The following is a 17,254-nucleotide window of genomic DNA, read 5'->3' as shown; positions in this document are numbered from 1 at the left end:
ATGCCAAATGACCAAAGCAAACGAGGATATACACTACCACATCCAGAAAATATTGCTGTGCAGGATGTTGTTCGTATCCGTACCACAATTGAGAAAATAGATGAAGATATTACCGAAAGAGAAGATGAGCATAATCAACTTAAGAGTAATTTTGAGCGGTTTAATTTTGAGACTTTTTTAAATTTTTGGAAATGAAAGAAGCAATATACCAAAGGATAAAGGATTTAGCAGCAAATAGCACACCTGATCAACTGGCATATCTTGCAAAATCGCTGGAATTGATAGCAGATAAAAAAGCTATTTCCAACGTTGTGCAGATGACTGAAGTAAAAGGAATAATTGATGCACTACAAAAAAGACTTAAGGATTTAGCAGAAAACAGTACTCCAGATCAATTAGCATATCTTGCTAAAGCATTGGAATCAATAGTCGACAAAAGTGCAGTTTCTGAAATTGTACAGATGACTGATGGTAAGCTAAAAGAACTTCTTGATAGTACAAAAAAACACTTAACTGATCTGGATAATAAAAAAGCTAGTTCTTTAGCAGTGATCTCTGAATCAGAGAAGCAGTTATTAAAGAGAATTGATGAAAAAGGAACAACAAATTTATCGCTACTTGATACGAGAAAGAATGCAAATATTGCAGCAATAAATAGTATTAGTAACAGTCATAAAGATGGTCTTAAAGGTTTAGTAGAAGATTTTCGTGCTGTTACCACTGGCTCATCAATTATTAGGGAAATAGAAACTCGTGATAACCAATTAAAAACATCCCTGATAAATGAGGTAAAAACTCGGGATGAACAGTTAAAAGCGTCTCTTATAAATGAAATAAGAAAGCGCAACATGGTTGAACCAGGGTCATTACCTTTCTTATTTGGTGTACTTGGCAGAAAAAATAATTATTTTGGCCACGGAACTTTTACGACAGAGCTTGGAAAGTGGAGTAGTGATATAACAAAAACTGACTATATGTTACAACTACTAGCAGGTAGCCATACGTACAATACAGATTACGTTAGTTTTTATCGGCCAAGACAACTAAGTTTTATAGAGGGAAGCAAGGGAACATTTATTTACGGAGAGTTATGCACAAAAAGCTTTTCGGGTAGTTATGATGAGATATACTATTACCCATATGCTGCACTTGGAGTAGTATTTGTAAAAAATACAACCAATGTGAACATAAATAAAGCAATAGAATTTGTTGGATCATCGTATTCGAGTACGGAGTATGGAGGTGCAGGATTATTTGTGGGAACATCAGATAATACCAATTCTAATAAATCAAGAATTTCAAGAATAATATGGAAAAATGTTTACCAATACACGAGTTCTGATAGCAAATTAGCTGGATCTGGTAATGTGGAGATTCCAGCAGGAAAAACAGTTGCAATATTACTTTACACATCATCTTATCTGTATTCCAGAACACAAGTTAGTCAAGGTATGCTTGCATCAAATTATGTACACAACTATGGTCAATTTATTCAGTGGGGGATTTATAACATACGTAGCAATTTTCTGACCACAGGGCTTGAAGTAGATGTGGAGAGAACGCTAAAAGCTTGGCAATGTCCAGGGTTATCTAGCACATGTGAGATTTGGCAGTAAATCAAATAGGGAGGGAGAAAAACTGTGAGCATTTACATACGTTTTGAAAACCACAAGCAGATTGAAACAACAACACTTGAAAGCAAGCCAACTGGAAATGATTGGTATGAAGCACCAGAAGATTTTGATTGGCAAAAAAGTTATTGTTTAACAGAGGGAGGCAAAATTGCTCAGCGAAACCAAGAAGATATTGAATTGGAATTACTGCAAAATGCGAAGTTTTCTGCACTTTCTAATCTTCGTGCTTATTATGATAACTATACTAACCAATACACAGGAGTATCTCATCAAAAATCTAAATCGTATCAAATACAAGAGAAAGCCGCAGCGAACATCTTAGCAGCACCAGAATCTACAAATGACAGGGATACAGAAATTATAGAGCCTTTAGCAAAAGTCCGTGGTATTACGGTTATTGAAATGGCAAGAATAATTGAGGAAAAAGTGAAAAAAGCAGTAAAAGAAATAATGAAATGTGAAGAGCTTGAAGATTTAGCCAAGAGAAAGATTGAAGAAGCCAAGAGTGAAAATGAGCTACAGACTTTGCTCGATGATTTCAGGAAAAAAATACAAAGAAATGGCTGAAGAATTTTTACATGGCGTAAATGTTATTGAGGTAACCTCAGGAGCAAGAACAGTACGCACAGCTAAATCATCAGTGATAGGTATAATTGGTACTGCACCTGAAGCTGATGAGCAAAAATTTCCGCTAAATAAACCAGTGTTAATTGCAGGAAGCTTAAAGGAAGCAGCAAAGCTCGGAAAGAGTGGCAGTTTACCTTCTGCAGTAAATGGAATATTTTCCCAAATCGGTGCAACAGTAGTAGTTATTCGAGTTAAAGAAAGTGATCCAAAATTAAAAGAAGAAGAGACGCTGAAAAATATAATTGGCGGTGTTGATAAAGAGACTGGAGAGTATCAAGGGATTCAAGCATTCCTCAGTAGTGAAAGTATAGTTCATGTTGCTCCAAGAATATTAATTGCACCTCAGTTTACTCATCAGTTACCTGAAATAGATGGAGTAAATTCAGTAGTGAGTGCTTTAATTTCCATAGCAAAAAAATTAAGAGCAATTATTGTTGCAGATGGACCAAATACTAATGATGAAGAAGCAATAAAATGGAGAAAAAGTGTAGGCAGCTCAAGAGTTTACGTAGTTGATCCTTGGGTTAAGGTATTTATTGAAGGAAAAGAAGAAATCTTGCCATCGAGTCCATTTGTAGCTGGTTTAATAGCTAAGATAGACAGCGAGTAAGGCTTCTGGCATTCACCTTCAAATAAAGAGATAAATGGCATTGTTGGAACAAGCAGGCCTATTGATTTTACGCTCGGTAATACAAATTGTAGAGCAAACCACTTGAATGAAAATGAAGTAACAACGATAATTCATCAAAATGGCTATAGGCTTTGGGGAAATAGAACATGTTCAAGCGATTCGAAATGGGCTTTTCTATCAGTGAGGCGTACTGCAGATTTAATTAACGACAGTCTACTTCGAGCTCATTTATGGGCAGTTGATTGCAATATTACCAAAACTTACATAGATGATGTGATTGAGGGGGTGAATTCTTATCTAGCAAGTTTAAAAGCACAAGGAGCAATTATCAGTGGAAAATGTTACGCAACTCCAGAACTCAATACACCAACAAACATTGCAAGTGGAAAAGTATACTTTGACTTTGAGTTTACACCACCATATCCGGCTGAGCAGATTACTTTTCGTTCACGGTTGGTGAATAGTAAAATATCGTAAATTTTATTAAGGGAAGAAAGATGCTACCAAAGATTTTAAAGAATTTTAATGTATTTGTTGATGGTCGTGGTTATGCAGGAAAAATAGATGAAATAACCTTGCCAAAACTTACCATAAAAACAGAGGAATACAGAGCTGGTGGTATGGATATTCCAATAAATATTGATATGGGCATGGAAAAGCTTGAAGCAGACTTTACTTTTGCTGAATACGATACAGAACTTTTTAGGCTATTTGGGCTGATAAATGGGAATTCAGTAGCTTTGACGCTCCGTGGTGGAATGCAAGGGAGTGGTAGTAACGATATTGAAGCTGTAGTAATCAATCTCAGAGGCATATTCAAAGAATTTGATTTTGGTAATTGGAAACCTGCTGAGAAAGCAATGCTGAAGTGCACTGTAGCTGCCCATTATTATAAACTTACTATAGGTGGTAATGAATTAATAGAAATCGACGCTGAGAATATGATCCGTAAGATTAACGGTGTTGATCAAATGGCCTTGCTACAAACAGTTTTAGGAATATGAAAACTTATTTGAAATTTTATTTTTTAAGGAGAAGTATATTAAAATAACTTTAAAAGTGTAAAAATATTTTATTTTTTAGGAGAATTTTATGGAAACTATAACACTTAATAACCCAATAGAAGTTGATGGTATTTCTGTCTCAGAGCTTACTGTCAGACGTCCAAAAGTAAGGGATTATTTAGCAATAGAACGCCTTAATGGTAGTGATCTAAGTAAGGAAGTAACTTTGACTGCCAATTTGACATCAGTTGCAAAAGAAGCGATTGAAGAGTTAGATATTGCTGATTATGTGAAAGTGCAAGAGGTATTAAAGGATTTTTTTTCACCAATTATCCAAAAAACTTGAGATTAGAAATACTAGTGCTTGGCTCTATCATAGGCGGTGGAGTTGAGCACATTCTTGATATGGAGATTAGTGAGTTTATTTTATGGAGCAAATTAGCTAGGAAGTTCAAATGTCAGTATTATCGATAAAAATAGGTGCGGTACTTGATGGCAGTTTTAATACTGTAATAAAGGGAAGTAGTAGTCAACTTACCCGTCTTGGTGAGAATATGAGAAAGCTTGACTCATCTTTAAAATCAGTATCAAAGTTTAAGCAGTTGGGTAGTGATGTTTTAACTAGCAGAAGGTCATGGAAAGGTTTTGAGGATCAGGTAAAATCTTTAGCTAAACAAATGAAAGCAATAGAGAAACCAAGCAAAACTTTAAAAGCTGAGTTTGATAAAGCTAAGTTTTCTGCAACAAAAGCAAAAGAAGCATATTTGAAAAAGAGAGATGCCTTGCATTCATTCAATGAAGAAGTAAGAAAAAGTGGAAGAAATATTAAGTACTTAGTAAGTGACCAACATAAACTTGGCTCTTCTATTGAAGTATTAAAAGGTAAGTATGGTAAGCTTGGATCTGCAATACGTAGTCACCAAAGTTTTTTAGCAAGCAAAGCACATTTTAAGTCACAAATTATAGAGACTATTGGGCTAGGGCTAACGCTTGCAGCTCCAGTTAAAGTTGCAATTGACTTTGAAAGTGCTATGGCTGATGTTACAAAAGTGGTAGATTTTAAAAAAGGAACGGATGAAGCAACTAAATTTGCAAAGAAGTTAAAAGAGATGTCACGTACTATACCATTATCAGCCGCAGAACTGGCACAAATAGCTGCAAGTGGTGGTCAACTTGGTATCAAGAAAGAAGATCTTTTTATGTTTACAGAAACAGTGGCAAAAATGTCTACAGCATTTGATATGTCTGCAGAGCAAGCAGGTGATTCTATAGCTAAACTCTCTAACGTTTATGGAATTGATGTTAGTAAAATGGAATACGTTGGTAATGTAATCAATCACTTATCAGATAACACTGCTGCCAAAGCAAAAGATATGGTTGAAGCTCTAGCAATAGTTGGTGGTACTGCAAAACAATTTGGTCTTGACATCAAGGAAACAAGTAGTTTAGTAAATGCCTTCGTTAGTTTAGGTAAACAACCAGCAAAAGCTGCAACTGCTATAAATGCTCTACTTAGTAAACTTCAGACTGCTGAAGAACAAGGAGGGGATTTTAAAGCAGCATTAGAGCAAATGGGCATAACTGCAGAAGAAATAGTACAAAGAATAAGCGAAAACGGCGAAGAAGCATTACTCTACTTTTTTCAAGCTCTAAAGAAAATGGATAACCAGGAACGTTCTACAATCCTTATGAAACTTTTCGGTCAGGAATATCAAGATGATATTGCATTATTAGCTGGAAGTTTTAACAAATACGAAGATGCTATAAGGTTACTATCTGACACAGAAGAGTACAAGAGCTCGTTGCAGAAAGAATTTCAAAACCGTGTAGACACCACAGCCAGTAAATTACGACTTCTTCGCAACGCAATAGCTGAAGTTGGTATGAACCTGGGTTCAGTGATGCTGCCTACTTTAAAATCTATAGCTGAATTTTTACAAGAAAAAACTAGAAGCATAGCGTTATTTGCAGAAAAATATCCAACTTTAACCAAAGCAATCATGGGTACTGTAGCAGCCTTGATAAGTTTAAAAATTGTAGCAGTGGGACTAGGATACGGATTTACATTGCTAGGAAGTACGATTTTTAGTCTGAAAGCAAACCTACTTGGAGTATTTTCATTTTTATCAGCTACAGTTTTTCCTGCAGTAGTAACAGGACTAAGAGCAGTAACACTCGCTATAATGAGTAACCCTATAGGACTTTTAATAGCAAGTCTTGCTACTGGTGCAGCACTTGTTATAACTAACTGGCAAAAGGTAAAAGACTTTTTCTCTAACTTTTTGGAGTACATAAAATCACTCATTAAACCTATAGGAGAAGCTTTTTCATGGATAGGGGAAAGTGTATTTGGAAAAGTATTGGGGAATAGCACATTGAAAGAGCTTAAAAAAAAGAAAAGTATTGTTACTGAAGTAAAAGCAGTCCATACTCCCTTAAAGAGCAACATTTTCAACAGTGGAAATCCTTTGTTAGGTAACAGTATAATTAAAGAATTTTCCAAGAGAAATAAGAATATCTTTAGAGTCAAAAGCCTTATCGAAGAGAAAAAGTCCACAGAAAACGATAAGAGGTTGTCCGGAAACAAGTAAATTCAAGCATATTCCCTCTTTAACATAACCCTACTCATAGCTAGGTATATGAAATTCTCAGTGGATGTTGTGAGTAAATCATACTCCTTCGATAGCCTTCTATTCCTATTAACCCAAGCAAAAGTCCTTTCTACAACCCATCTTCTTGGCTGTACTTTAAACCCTTGTTCTCTTGTTGGTAGTAGCTCAGGTGGCGTATCTTTGTGCACCCAAAATCTACATGGAGGCCTTTTAACAATTTCAATATCTATGTCATATTCTTCCTTTATGTGATTCTTTAAATTTCTTCCTTGGTATCCCATGTCAGCCCACATTTTTTTAACTTTAGTATATTTTGTTCTCATATTGTTTAATGCTATTTTAATACCATCTCTATCATTTTCGTTAGCAGCGCCTACGTAACAACCTAGTATAAAACCCTGAGTGTCTGTAATTATATGCCTTTTTCTACCCTTTACTTTTTTACTTCCATCATAGCCTTTGATCCCCCCTTTTCTGTAGTCTTTACAGATTGACTATCTACTATACAGGCACTCGGCTGCTCATTCCTTCCTATTTTTCTTCTACTATATTTCATAATTCATTTTCTCAAAAATTCCCTGCTTCTTCCATTGCCTGAACTGCTCATACACAGTCTTCCATAGCGGAAAATCATTTGGTAAATACCGCCATTGACACCCTGTACGCAATACATAGAAAATTGCTTCTAATATTTCTCTTTTGCTATACTTTGGCGGCCTTCCTCCTTTCTTGTATGATACTCTGAAGTGTTTTTCTATTCTTGCCCATTCCCTTTCGCTTAGATCTGTTGGATACTTTTTTCTCATCTTTACCCCGTACTAAAATTTCAGATATTATAGCCTTTTACTTGTTTCCGGACAACCTCTAAGATACTTGCTGACTTTGCAAGGAGTAAATTTGAAAATAAAGAACAAAATAAAACTCAGAACATTACTAATAATTACACTATCAGCATTAAAGCAGAACCTAACCAAGATGTACGTAGTCTTGCAGATGAAGTAATAAAAAGGATAAGAGAAAAGTCACGTGATGTTTTATTTGATACGGTAGAGACATTTTATTGATGCTATCTCTTGGTCCGTATAAGTTTGCTCCCACAAGTTTAAAGTATAGCAGAGAAAATCGTTGGAGCACGATTGAGTGTATTGAAAATATGCCACTATTACAAAATATCGGTCAAGGTGTAGAAAATATAGATTTAGAAGGAATGATTTATCTGCATAATCTCAACGGGCTAAATCAATTAAAGAGTGTGAAAGAAGCTGAAAAACCACATATTTTAGTAGATAGTTTAGGTAATATTTTAGGACAATTCGTAATTACTAGGTTAGAAGAAAAGCAGATGTATTTTTTACCTAATGGACTACCAAGAAAAGTTGAATTTAGTTTGAGTTTAAAAAGCTATAGATGACTGTATACTATGTGAGTAAAGAAAATGAGATGTTAGATCTGATTTGCTGGAAACATTACGGATTTACTGATGGAGTAGTGGAATTAGTACTAGCAGAGAACTTAGGTTTGGCAGAATACGGAAGCTTTTTGCCTGCAGGATTAAAGATAAAGCTTCCTACTATTAAGAAAACAGTACAAAAGTCAAAATTAAAGGTCTGGGAATAAATGCAGCCAGATTTTATAATAGATAAATGTGAATCAATTAAAGATAGAGTTATATCATTGCACCTTACAGATGAATCAGGAATAATAGATGATGTAGTTGAAGTGTGTGTTGATTACAGGGATGAAGACATAGATATTCCGAATGAATTGAACATAGCACTAGGTTATAAGGAATTTGGAATCTTTCCAATGGGTATATATACAGTCAACGAAGTGACTATACAGGGTCCACCTAAGACTCTACTAATCAAAGCTCATGCAACAAATTTAAGAATATCTTTGAAGGCAAAAGTATCAAAAGAATGGCGCCAAATTACCATAGAAAACTTAGTAAAAGAAATAGCCCAAAAACATGGATATGGATACAAAGTCGCTGAGGAATTTAAGAATGTATTGATACCCCATATTAATCAGGCAGATGAAAGTGATATAAGTCTGTTAACAAAGATCGCAACAGAGCGTGAAGCAATGGCAAAATTAGCTGGTGGGTATATATTGTTTATTTCAAAGAATATGGCAAAATCAGCCACAGGAAAAGCTTTAGGAACAACGACTATTAGACCTCAAGATACAATTAACTGGAAAGTGCATTTTACCGTACGTGATAAGTATAATTCAGTAGTGGCAAAGTGGCATAGCTATGAAAAGGGTGAAACTATTAAAGAAACAGTTGGTAGCGGCGAGCCAAGTTATATTATGTTAGAAATGTACTCAAATGCAGAATCAGCACTAAGTGCAGCAAATGCTAAGTTAAAACAACTAAAGCGAAATAATGCAGTATTGGATATCACTATACCTGGTAATCCAGAGTTATTTGCAGAAGCTAAACTTAATCTTATAGCTTTTAATCAAGCAGTAGATGGTGAATGGATAGTTAACAGAGCGGAGCATACTTTAAATAGCTCAGGTTACCTTACTATGTTGTCAGCATCTTTGAGTAAGTAATGTTAATAAAAAATGAGTAAATGATCTATTTAATATTAAAAAGATGTTGAATATGGATAAATTGGGTCAAGATACAAAAAACAAGCTGCATTTTTGGTGGCTTATAACAGTAATAGTATGTATTATTGCTACCTATTCCTACATGAAGGCAAGAGCTGCAGATAATTATAAAACGATGTTACGCATTGCTTCTCAAAATTGTAACTTAGAGACTGTAAAATTCTTAGTAGAAAATCTATTAGATATTAATGTGCAGATCCCTAAATTAACAGCACTACATTATGCTGCAGAAGAGGGATGTGCAGAGGTTGTAAAATTCCTAGTAGAAAAAGGAGTTGATATAAATGCTACAAAATATGAAAGATGGACACCTTTACATGCAGCTACATATGAAAGCAAATTGGAGATAATTAGATTTTTATTAGACAAAGGTGCAGACCCTACCATTAGAGACACAGATGGAAAAAATCCAAGAGATGTAGCTGTATTAAGGTCAAGGCACAATAAAGATAAACCTTACAAGGAAATCATAAAGCTACTTGCTAAAGCAGAAGATCAATACGAATCAACAAAAAGTAATCACTAAAGCTGTAAGTTTTCTATAATCTGCATATAAATTTCCAAAACTATCCATAACAAGTTAATATTTTCACATGAAAAAGCAAAAAATCCCAATAGCGGTAATAATAACAATAGTTCTACAGACTGTAGGATTCATATGGTGGTTGGCAAAACTTGACTTACGTGTACACATCCATGATAAATTTATAGAAAAAAACCAAGAACTAATCGAAATAGTCTATCGACTTGAAGAGAGAGTGAAAAACCTCACTGAAGAAGTCAACGAACTTGAAGCTATTCACAAACACAAATAAATTTTACAGTGACAAAGTACATTTTATCTGTAGATGGAGGTGGCATTAGAGGGATAATACCTGCCATTATTCTTGCAGAAATTGAATCTAGGACAAAAAAGCCAATTTCCCAGATTTTTGATTTAATGGCAGGCACCTCAACCGGTGGGATTATTGTTGCTGGACTTTGTAAAAGCAATAAACTTCAATACTCTGCCAATGATTTGGTTGAACTTTACCAAGAGTATGGAGCATATATCTTTCAATCATCATTTTGGAGAAAATCAATTGCTTCTTGGCTGAGTGGTTCTCAGTACTCGTATAGAAATATGGAATTTATTCTCAACAAATACTTTGGTGAAAGTACTATGGCCGATGTTGCGAGTAATCTACTACTCACCAGTTATGACATTCACAATAGTTGTGAGTTTTTCTTCAAAAGTTGGAAAGAAGAAAACATTAAGTTGAAAGATGCACTCAGAGCTACAACAGCTGCCCCAACGTACTTTACACCAAAACGTCTAAAAATTAGCCAAACAGAGAGAGTGTTGATAGATGGCGGAGTGTTTGCTAATAATCCAGCGGCTTGTGCATATGCAAGTGCTAAGAGGTTATTTCCAAATGATGAGATTATACTGCTATCAATAGGCACTGGTGGAACAGATAGAAGTATAAAGTATGCTAACTCAAGGAAATTTGGCAAAATAGGGTGGGTCAAGCCACTACTGAATGTGATGTTTGCCTCTGGATTGGATTGCGTTGATTATCAACTAGAACAAGTAATAGACGATAAATATATAAGAATACAATCGGAATTGAAAGTAGCATCGACTGAGATGGATAACATTACATCAAAAAATATCAAATTTCTTCAACAGGAGGCAAAGGCAATGATAGAGGACAATCAAAAAGTGATAAACAAATTCTGTATAGAAATATTAAATATATAACTATTTTTACTTATATCTTAATATAATATTTCTTAGTACCGTCTTTAACACAATTCAATTTTCACACTCATCAGTAGTTAGGCCACTTGCTCGCACAATAATATCAATAGCAACACCTGCCTTTGCTAGATTTTTTGCAACCTTGATCCTTTCTGTTTTTTTAACTTTTTCCTTGCCACTTTTCATATCTTCAGATAGAGATTTGACTAACGCATCTAATGATTCTTGTTCTCCGTACTCATCCATTAAACTCAATAGCTTTTTGCTTTCTCTTGTTTTAGGTAGCAGAACTTTAATATTCACTGATAATGCATCTGATATTTCATATAATTTATCAAATGTTATAGCAGTATGCCCTCTTTCATAGTCGTGTATTTCCTTGAGTGTTAAACCAACTTTATCAGCCAAATCTTTTTGAGTGTATCTCCTTATCAATCTCCATTCTCTTATTCTTTGTCCTATTCTGTAATATATAGAATCAGTGCAGATTTCTCTCTCTGTACTATCATACTCGTAAATAGATAAACCCGTTGCCTGGGAAATAACATCAGTAGAAACTCCTTCTTTCACTAGATTTTTTGCTATTTCCAACCTTGCCTCTTCTTGATTAATTTTTTCGCTAATATGAACAAACCTGACTAATGAAGGTACTATTTTGCCTAACTTTTGATTCTCGTATATTTTCGTTAGATAGAGTATTTCTTCGTCTTCATCTTTATACTCTCTTACTGTTATTGGTTTAGGTAATAGATCTACAGCATTAACTGATAATACTCTTGCTATTATATATAGTACTCCAATTGGAATAGGAGTATAACCATTCTCATAGCTGTTCACTTCTTGGTATGTTAAACCTACTTGACCTGCTAATCCTATTTGAGTATGACCTCGCATTAACCTACTATTTTCTATTTTTTGCCCTATTCCATAACTAACATTGCTTGCAGAAACAAACACATATACCTCCATTTAAGAAAAAAACTTTATTGCTATAATTTTTTCATGAGCTACCCATCTAAAACTATATCAACAGGTAAACCTACCGCTTGCAAAATAATATCAATAGAAATTCCCCCTTTTACTAAATTCTTTGCAACTTTGATCCTTTCCGCTTTTCTCACTTTTTCTTCACAAATCCGTATCCCTTCAAACAAAGACTTTATTAGTGCATGCCGTAGTTCTTGGCTCTCAATTTCTTTGTATTCTTTAATCAAATCAAGCAGCTCATTTTCCACTGTACTACCTTCATCTTTCTCTATTAGTAGATCTGTAATATTAATCGATAACGCTTCTGCCATTTCATATAATTTATCAAGTGGAACAGCAGTCCTTCCTTGTTCATAGTTGCTTATTTCGTCACGTGTTGTATTCATTTTCTCTGCTAAATCCTTTTGAGTATACTCTCTCACTAGCCTCCATTCTTTTATCTTTTTTCCTATTTGGCAGTATATAGAACCAACTTTTTCTTCAATACATTCATCAGCAGGCAGACCAATTGTTTTTGCAACAATATCAACAGAAACTCCTGCTTTAACCAAACCCTTTGCAATTTTTATTTTTTCTGATTTTTTACTACTTTTTTCACTAACTTTGACAAATTTAGTTAATAAACAAAACATCTTACGTAACTCCTGATCATTAATCTTTTTATATTCTCTTACTAGATTTAATATTTCTCCTTCCTCATTTTTAAAGCCGATTTTCTCCTTTGATGCAGTAATGAGATCGGTAATACTTACTGACAATGCACCTGCTATAGCGTACAACCTTTCGATTGAAATTCTACGGTTCCCTTTTTCATATTGAAGTATTACCCAGTACTTTACACCAAGTTTCTCTGCTAAATCTTTCTGAGTGTACCCTCGCTCTAACCTCCAATTTTTTACTTTTTGCCCTACTTCATAGTCTAAACTTCTTTCCACAAAAAGAACCTTGCATATAATATTTTCTATTATAGCTCAAAGGCTCCAGATATAATAGCTAGACTCTGGAACCTTTAAATTGGTTGTAGATGAATTAAAGTGCCCTACAAGTTTCTTTACTATTTTCACGTACTTTGTCTGCCCATGAAAACAATTTTTCACTTACTTCCTTCTGCTTTTCACTCCATATGCCACATCTAGTGAAACTACCTTTCTCTACTGCTTCTTTAAGTTTTACTCCCCCGAAAAGGCAATTTTTTCCAATTTCTTCCCCTATTTGTTGTAATTCAGCCCACATTTCCTTGTTTTCTACTCTGACTTGTACTTGATCATATTTTTTTACATCGTGGTACAATATAACATTTAGCTTACCAATGCTTGTAGGAAATTCTAACACAACAGAGCTACCATCTGATACATCAACGTAATTTCTTGCACCTCCTTGCTCCCTTCTAACCTCAACTGCATCATTGCCAATTTTTAAAATATTACTTCCTAACTTTCTGTTTTGATCCATACCTTCCAGTATTTTGGCTACTTCTACCTTGCTATCTTCAGAAAATTCCATGAAAAGCATTTTGTTATCTATTTCGATACCTATTAATGCTCCTTCCTGAACAGCACTTTCACCAGCTTTTCCTAGTTCTTCTAGTTGCTTATCTATCTGTGGCTGAATTTCTGGTTGTAGCTCATTATAGATTTCACCTATCAGTTTATTCTGTAGTAGAGTATCATGAAACTCTGCACCGCTTAACATTAATTTACGTATTACCTTTTTACGATCAACCTTATCAAATTTATGAAAATGTGTACCTAATACTACATACTCTGCGAAACTCCATTCCCCATCATTACATGCATTTAGCCTTGCTCCATCATCTATTACTTCATCTATAACTTTATTCATCTCTTTTAAACTTTTTGCTCTTACCACAGCACTTTTAAACCAGCTCAATTTTTCGCTTTCGCTTATACTTGGCTTTATTTTTTGCAAGGCAGAGGTAAATGGATTTTTATCTTCTTGATCACTTATAGGTTTTGTGCCATATATGTAATCAAGTCCCTTTCCGTAGTTGATTTGAACGTCTCTATTAGGGAAGGGCACTTCTCCAGGTTTTTTAGCCTTATTGGTTTTGCTTACAAAGGTGGACTGCTGGTTAACACGACCAATTCCTATAATAGCATTTAACATCTCACCTTCTGATAATTTATCAAGATCAACGTTTAATTGATAAGTACCTCCTTTCTTATCATCAAAAGGTACAATTATTTTATTACCCATATTATCCTCACTATTAAAAATACTTTTTAAGCGTACAATAAACTTTATTATTATACATTCTATTACTCATTATAAATTATAGTGAGTAGATTTGCAAATATTTTCTGCTATAACAATCCGTTTTCTCGAAAGCTGAAATAGCCTCCACTTGTGATGATAATATGGTCAAACAATTTTACGCTTACAGTACTACATGCTGCTGCTAAGCTCTTCGTTACTTCTTGATCTTCTTCTGATGGTTCTAAGCGTCCCCCAGGATGATTGTGTGACATTATTACTAATGTTGCATTCTTTATTAATGCTTTTCTTATAATTTCCTTTATGTACACTGGTGCTTTTTCCATTTCACCAATATAGGATTCTTCTCCGATTAGTTGGCGCCTTTTATTCAAGTACAGTATTTTTACACATTCCCTCTCTGCATGACCTATACTTACGTTCAAGTATTCTACTAGCCCTTGTAAGTCCATGATTGGTTCTCCCTTGAGCTTTTCTCTCAGTACCCTTTCTAGTGTTTCCTTAACGCACATAATCATTGCTACTGCAGAATCAGTTACTCCTTCTATAACTTTCAGGTCATCCATTTCTCTACCTAAAATCCTTCCTACTCCCGTATAGCTATTCACCAGATTTTTAGCAATTTCTTGAGCTTGTGGCCTTTCATGTACTGCACTTAAAAACGTTTCCATTATTTCACGATCAAGTAGTGCTTTGCCTTTGCTTTCTAATATTCTGAATTCGATTTCTTCTTTACTTTTATTCATATAATTTACCCTTCACTAACAACAAACTTTTTTTAGATATTTACTGCTGTTTTTATCAGCATTGGCATAGAGCCATAGCTTTCGAGTGAAGTCAAATCAATTTCTCAATCTTTTTTACTTATTTTTTCATCTAAGAGTAAAGATATTAATATATATACTGATTTTTTATTTTAAATCTGTTGAATTTCGCCTAAAGAGAGGCCTGTTATTTGCAAAATAATATCGGTAGAAATTCCTCCTTTCACTAAATCCTTTGCAATTTTCATCTTTTCTGCTCTTTTCACTTTTTCCTCGCAAATTTGTATGCTTTCAAACAGAGATTTTATTAGCGCATAGCGTAATTCTTGACTCTCAATTTTTTTGTATTCTTTTATTAAATCAGGTAGCTCACTTTCTACTATCTCATCTTCCTCTATGAGCAGATCTGTAATGCTAATTGATAATGTTTCTGCTATTGCATATAATTTTTCCAGTGGAATGGCCACACGTCCTTGCTCATAGTTGCTTATTTCATCACGTGTTGTATCCATTTTCTCAGCCAAATCCTTTTGAGTATACTCCCGTACTGCCCTCCACTCCTTTATCTTTTTTCCCATTTGGCAGTAGATAGAACCAACTTTTTCTTCAACACATTCATCAGCAGAGAGGCCAATTGCCTGCGAAACAATATCAACAGAAATCCCTGCTTTAACCAGGCCCTTTGCAATTTTTACTTTCTCTGCTTTTTTACTACTTTTCTCACCAACTCGGGTAAATTTTGTTAGCAAGTAAAACACCTTGCGCAACTCTTGATCATTAATCGTTTTATATTTTCTTACTAGATTTAATATTTCCTCTTCCTCGTCTTCAAGGCGGATTTTTTCATTTGATACAGGAATCAGATCCGTAATACTAATTGATAACACCTTTGCTATAGCGTATAACTTTTCAATCGAAATTTTTCGTGTTCCTTTTTCATATTGTAGTACTATTTGATACGTTACTCCGATTTTTCCCGCTAAATCTCTTTGAGTATATCCTCGCTTTAACCTCCAGTTTCTTACTTTTTGTGCTATTTGGTATCTTAGAGAGACAGTAGTAGTATGCTTTGCCATACAGAAATAAATATTATACAGGTTAACATAAATCAAAATTGTTGAACATTTCTTCACAATTGTGTATAATTATTAATGCTTTTTATCTTACTTTCTCATGGCTCTTTCGAAGTTTCTTGACGCACGCAACGATTATGCATTTAAAAGAATATTTGGCACCGAGAAGAATAAAGATATTCTTATTCATTTCTTGAACGATATTTTGGGCTTCACTGGCTTAGCTGCTATTCACGATGTTGAATTCTTAGCTACCATTTTGGATCCTGAAATTGCCGCTAAAAAGCAGAGTATTGTTGATGTTCTTTGTAAGGACTCTCAAGGTTCAAGATACATCATAGAAATGCAGTTCACTAAGAGCAAAGGCTTCGAAAAGCGTGCTCAATATTATGCTGCTAAAGCCTACTCAAGTCAAGCTGATCAAGGTGATAATTATCATAATCTCAAGGAAATTATCTTTATTGCTGTTGCTGATTGTATTATTTTTCCAGATAAGGATGAGTACAAATCTAATCATGTCATTTTAGATCAAAATAGCTTTGAACATGACTTAAAGGATTTTTACTTCGTATTCATAGAACTACCAAAATTTACAAAGACAAAAGAAGACCAACTAGAAAATATAGTAGAAAAATGGTGTTACTTTTTTCGCTATGCAGGAGAAACAAGGGAAGAGGATCTAGATAAGATAGTTGGTAGTGACGTAATAATAAAACGAGCTTATGAAGAGATGGATAAGTTTAATTGGTCAGAAGAAGAGTTACTAGCATATGAACAAATGAAAAAACGTATAATGGATGAGATTGCTGCTTTTGCTCAAAAATTTGATGAGGGTCTTAGACTAGGTCAAGAAAAAGGTAGACAAGAAGGTAGACAAGAAGAAAAAATCGAAGTTGCAAAAAACTCACTCAAGGCCGGTGTCTCTATTGATGTTATAGCTCAAATTACAGGTCTCTCTCATTCTGAAATTTCACAACTCAAAGAAAAAACATGATATTCCTACTTATTCGCTTTAACATTTATGAAAACCTTCTCTAAGTTAGACATATCCCCTAATTAAGAATCTAGTGAACTGTCTAAAATGGCTATAAAGATTGCACATAGAATTATATAAATTACTATCATAACGTTATCCAAATTTCTGTATCAAAGCTACGTGCTGTAAGTTCAATATGGAAAACACATTAACCACTTAGCATTTAATGTCTACTTCATCCATTTTAGTATTAAGACTATCAAACTTGCTACTGGTTTCCCTAATTATTTTGGCTACCCTCACTTTAAATTTTCCACTACTTGGCATATTATACCTTCCGTATTC

At 34.4% G+C, this 17,254-nt stretch carries 18 protein-coding genes and 3 pseudogenes; 15 read left to right on the top strand and 6 right to left on the bottom strand.

Going from position 1 to position 17,254, the window contains the following annotated elements:
- The 7 genes and pseudogenes from AAGD70_RS04995 to AAGD70_RS04965 all read left to right on the top strand — a co-directional run bounded on the left by AAGD70_RS04995 (position 1) and on the right by AAGD70_RS04965 (position 6,487).
- Positions 1 to 195, top strand: a complete 195-nt coding sequence (locus AAGD70_RS04995) for a hypothetical protein (protein WP_065094988.1) — start codon at positions 1 to 3, stop codon at positions 193 to 195.
- The gene (locus tag AAGD70_RS04990; protein ID WP_065094987.1) at positions 192 to 1,616 is read left to right on the top strand and encodes a hypothetical protein; all 1,425 of its coding nucleotides are present in this window, start codon (positions 192 to 194) and stop codon (positions 1,614 to 1,616) included. The genes AAGD70_RS04995 and AAGD70_RS04990 overlap by 4 nt, the downstream gene beginning before the upstream one ends.
- Positions 1,617 to 1,640: 24 nt before the next feature.
- Positions 1,641 to 2,201: a hypothetical protein gene (locus AAGD70_RS04985; protein WP_065094986.1), complete on the top strand. Its 561-nt coding sequence runs from the start codon at positions 1,641 to 1,643 to the stop codon at positions 2,199 to 2,201.
- Positions 2,194 to 3,369: pseudogene (locus AAGD70_RS04980) on the top strand (phage tail sheath subtilisin-like domain-containing protein). Before AAGD70_RS04985 ends, AAGD70_RS04980 begins: the two are co-directional and overlap by 8 nt.
- 20 nt (positions 3,370 to 3,389) lie before the next feature.
- On the top strand, positions 3,390 to 3,896 hold the full coding sequence (locus AAGD70_RS04975) for a phage major tail tube protein (RefSeq protein ID WP_065094985.1): 507 nt from the start codon (positions 3,390 to 3,392) through the stop codon (positions 3,894 to 3,896).
- An 88-nt stretch (positions 3,897 to 3,984) separates the two neighbouring features.
- Positions 3,985 to 4,242 (top strand): phage tail assembly protein, encoded by a 258-nt coding sequence (locus AAGD70_RS04970; RefSeq protein WP_065094984.1) that lies wholly within the window; start codon positions 3,985 to 3,987, stop codon positions 4,240 to 4,242.
- Positions 4,243 to 4,351: 109 nt separating this feature from the next.
- Positions 4,352 to 6,487, top strand: coding sequence for a phage tail tape measure protein (locus AAGD70_RS04965; RefSeq protein WP_245611003.1), 2,136 nt, complete (start codon positions 4,352 to 4,354; stop codon positions 6,485 to 6,487).
- A gap of 2 nt (positions 6,488 to 6,489) precedes the next feature.
- Here AAGD70_RS04965 and AAGD70_RS04960 read toward each other — a convergent pair.
- Positions 6,490 to 7,314: pseudogene (locus AAGD70_RS04960) on the bottom strand (IS5-like element ISWpi1 family transposase).
- A gap of 75 nt (positions 7,315 to 7,389) precedes the next feature.
- Between AAGD70_RS04960 and AAGD70_RS07800 the strand changes: the two are divergent.
- From AAGD70_RS07800 to AAGD70_RS04930, 7 genes and pseudogenes are all read left to right on the top strand, one after another.
- A pseudogene (locus AAGD70_RS07800) lies at positions 7,390 to 7,572 on the top strand (hypothetical protein); the annotation flags it as partial.
- On the top strand, positions 7,572 to 7,919 hold the full coding sequence (locus AAGD70_RS04955; RefSeq protein WP_015589018.1) for a phage tail protein: 348 nt from the start codon (positions 7,572 to 7,574) through the stop codon (positions 7,917 to 7,919). The pseudogene AAGD70_RS07800 and the gene AAGD70_RS04955, both read left to right, overlap by 1 nt.
- Positions 7,916 to 8,125 (top strand): tail protein X, encoded by a 210-nt coding sequence (locus tag AAGD70_RS04950; RefSeq protein WP_065094611.1) that lies wholly within the window; start codon positions 7,916 to 7,918, stop codon positions 8,123 to 8,125. The genes AAGD70_RS04955 and AAGD70_RS04950 overlap by 4 nt, the downstream gene beginning before the upstream one ends.
- Positions 8,126 to 9,070 (top strand): contractile injection system protein, VgrG/Pvc8 family, encoded by a 945-nt coding sequence (locus AAGD70_RS04945; RefSeq protein ID WP_065094612.1) that lies wholly within the window; start codon positions 8,126 to 8,128, stop codon positions 9,068 to 9,070.
- A 52-nt stretch (positions 9,071 to 9,122) separates the two neighbouring features.
- The gene (locus AAGD70_RS04940; RefSeq protein ID WP_065094613.1) at positions 9,123 to 9,656 is read left to right on the top strand and encodes an ankyrin repeat domain-containing protein; all 534 of its coding nucleotides are present in this window, start codon (positions 9,123 to 9,125) and stop codon (positions 9,654 to 9,656) included.
- A 67-nt stretch (positions 9,657 to 9,723) separates the two neighbouring features.
- Entirely contained in the window at positions 9,724 to 9,945 is a 222-nt protein-coding gene (locus AAGD70_RS04935) for a hypothetical protein (protein WP_019236453.1), read from the top strand.
- A gap of 8 nt (positions 9,946 to 9,953) precedes the next feature.
- Positions 9,954 to 10,874, top strand: a complete 921-nt coding sequence (locus tag AAGD70_RS04930; RefSeq protein ID WP_065094614.1) for a patatin-like phospholipase family protein — start codon at positions 9,954 to 9,956, stop codon at positions 10,872 to 10,874.
- A gap of 54 nt (positions 10,875 to 10,928) precedes the next feature.
- On the opposite strand, the gene AAGD70_RS04925 is transcribed toward AAGD70_RS04930, so the two are convergent.
- The 5 genes from AAGD70_RS04925 to AAGD70_RS04905 all read right to left on the bottom strand — a co-directional run bounded on the left by AAGD70_RS04925 (position 10,929) and on the right by AAGD70_RS04905 (position 15,936).
- Positions 10,929 to 11,843: a helix-turn-helix domain-containing protein gene (locus AAGD70_RS04925; RefSeq protein WP_065094615.1), complete on the bottom strand. Its 915-nt coding sequence runs from the start codon at positions 11,841 to 11,843 to the stop codon at positions 10,929 to 10,931.
- 38 nt (positions 11,844 to 11,881) lie between these two features.
- A complete protein-coding gene (locus AAGD70_RS04920; RefSeq protein ID WP_082941390.1) occupies positions 11,882 to 12,796 on the bottom strand; it encodes a helix-turn-helix domain-containing protein in 915 nt (304 codons plus the stop codon).
- Positions 12,797 to 12,890: 94 nt separating this feature from the next.
- Positions 12,891 to 14,078 (bottom strand): hypothetical protein, encoded by a 1,188-nt coding sequence (locus tag AAGD70_RS04915; protein WP_065094617.1) that lies wholly within the window; start codon positions 14,076 to 14,078, stop codon positions 12,891 to 12,893.
- Between the two features lie 107 nt (positions 14,079 to 14,185).
- A complete protein-coding gene (locus AAGD70_RS04910; RefSeq protein WP_065094618.1) occupies positions 14,186 to 14,842 on the bottom strand; it encodes a RadC family protein in 657 nt (218 codons plus the stop codon).
- 170 nt (positions 14,843 to 15,012) lie between these two features.
- Positions 15,013 to 15,936, bottom strand: coding sequence for a helix-turn-helix domain-containing protein (locus AAGD70_RS04905; protein ID WP_065094619.1), 924 nt, complete (start codon positions 15,934 to 15,936; stop codon positions 15,013 to 15,015).
- Between the two features lie 97 nt (positions 15,937 to 16,033).
- Between AAGD70_RS04905 and AAGD70_RS04900 the strand changes: the two genes are divergently transcribed.
- Complete coding sequence (locus AAGD70_RS04900; RefSeq protein WP_065094620.1) at positions 16,034 to 16,927, top strand: Rpn family recombination-promoting nuclease/putative transposase; 894 nt, start codon at positions 16,034 to 16,036, stop codon at positions 16,925 to 16,927.
- Positions 16,928 to 17,254 lie beyond the last annotated feature (327 nt).

The organism is Wolbachia endosymbiont (group A) of Nomada flava, assembly GCF_964027055.1.
GTDB lineage: Bacteria > Pseudomonadota > Alphaproteobacteria > Rickettsiales > Anaplasmataceae > Wolbachia > Wolbachia pipientis.
The sequence above is the reverse complement of the archived record's forward strand: the minus strand, read 5'-3'. Positions and strand labels throughout refer to the sequence as shown.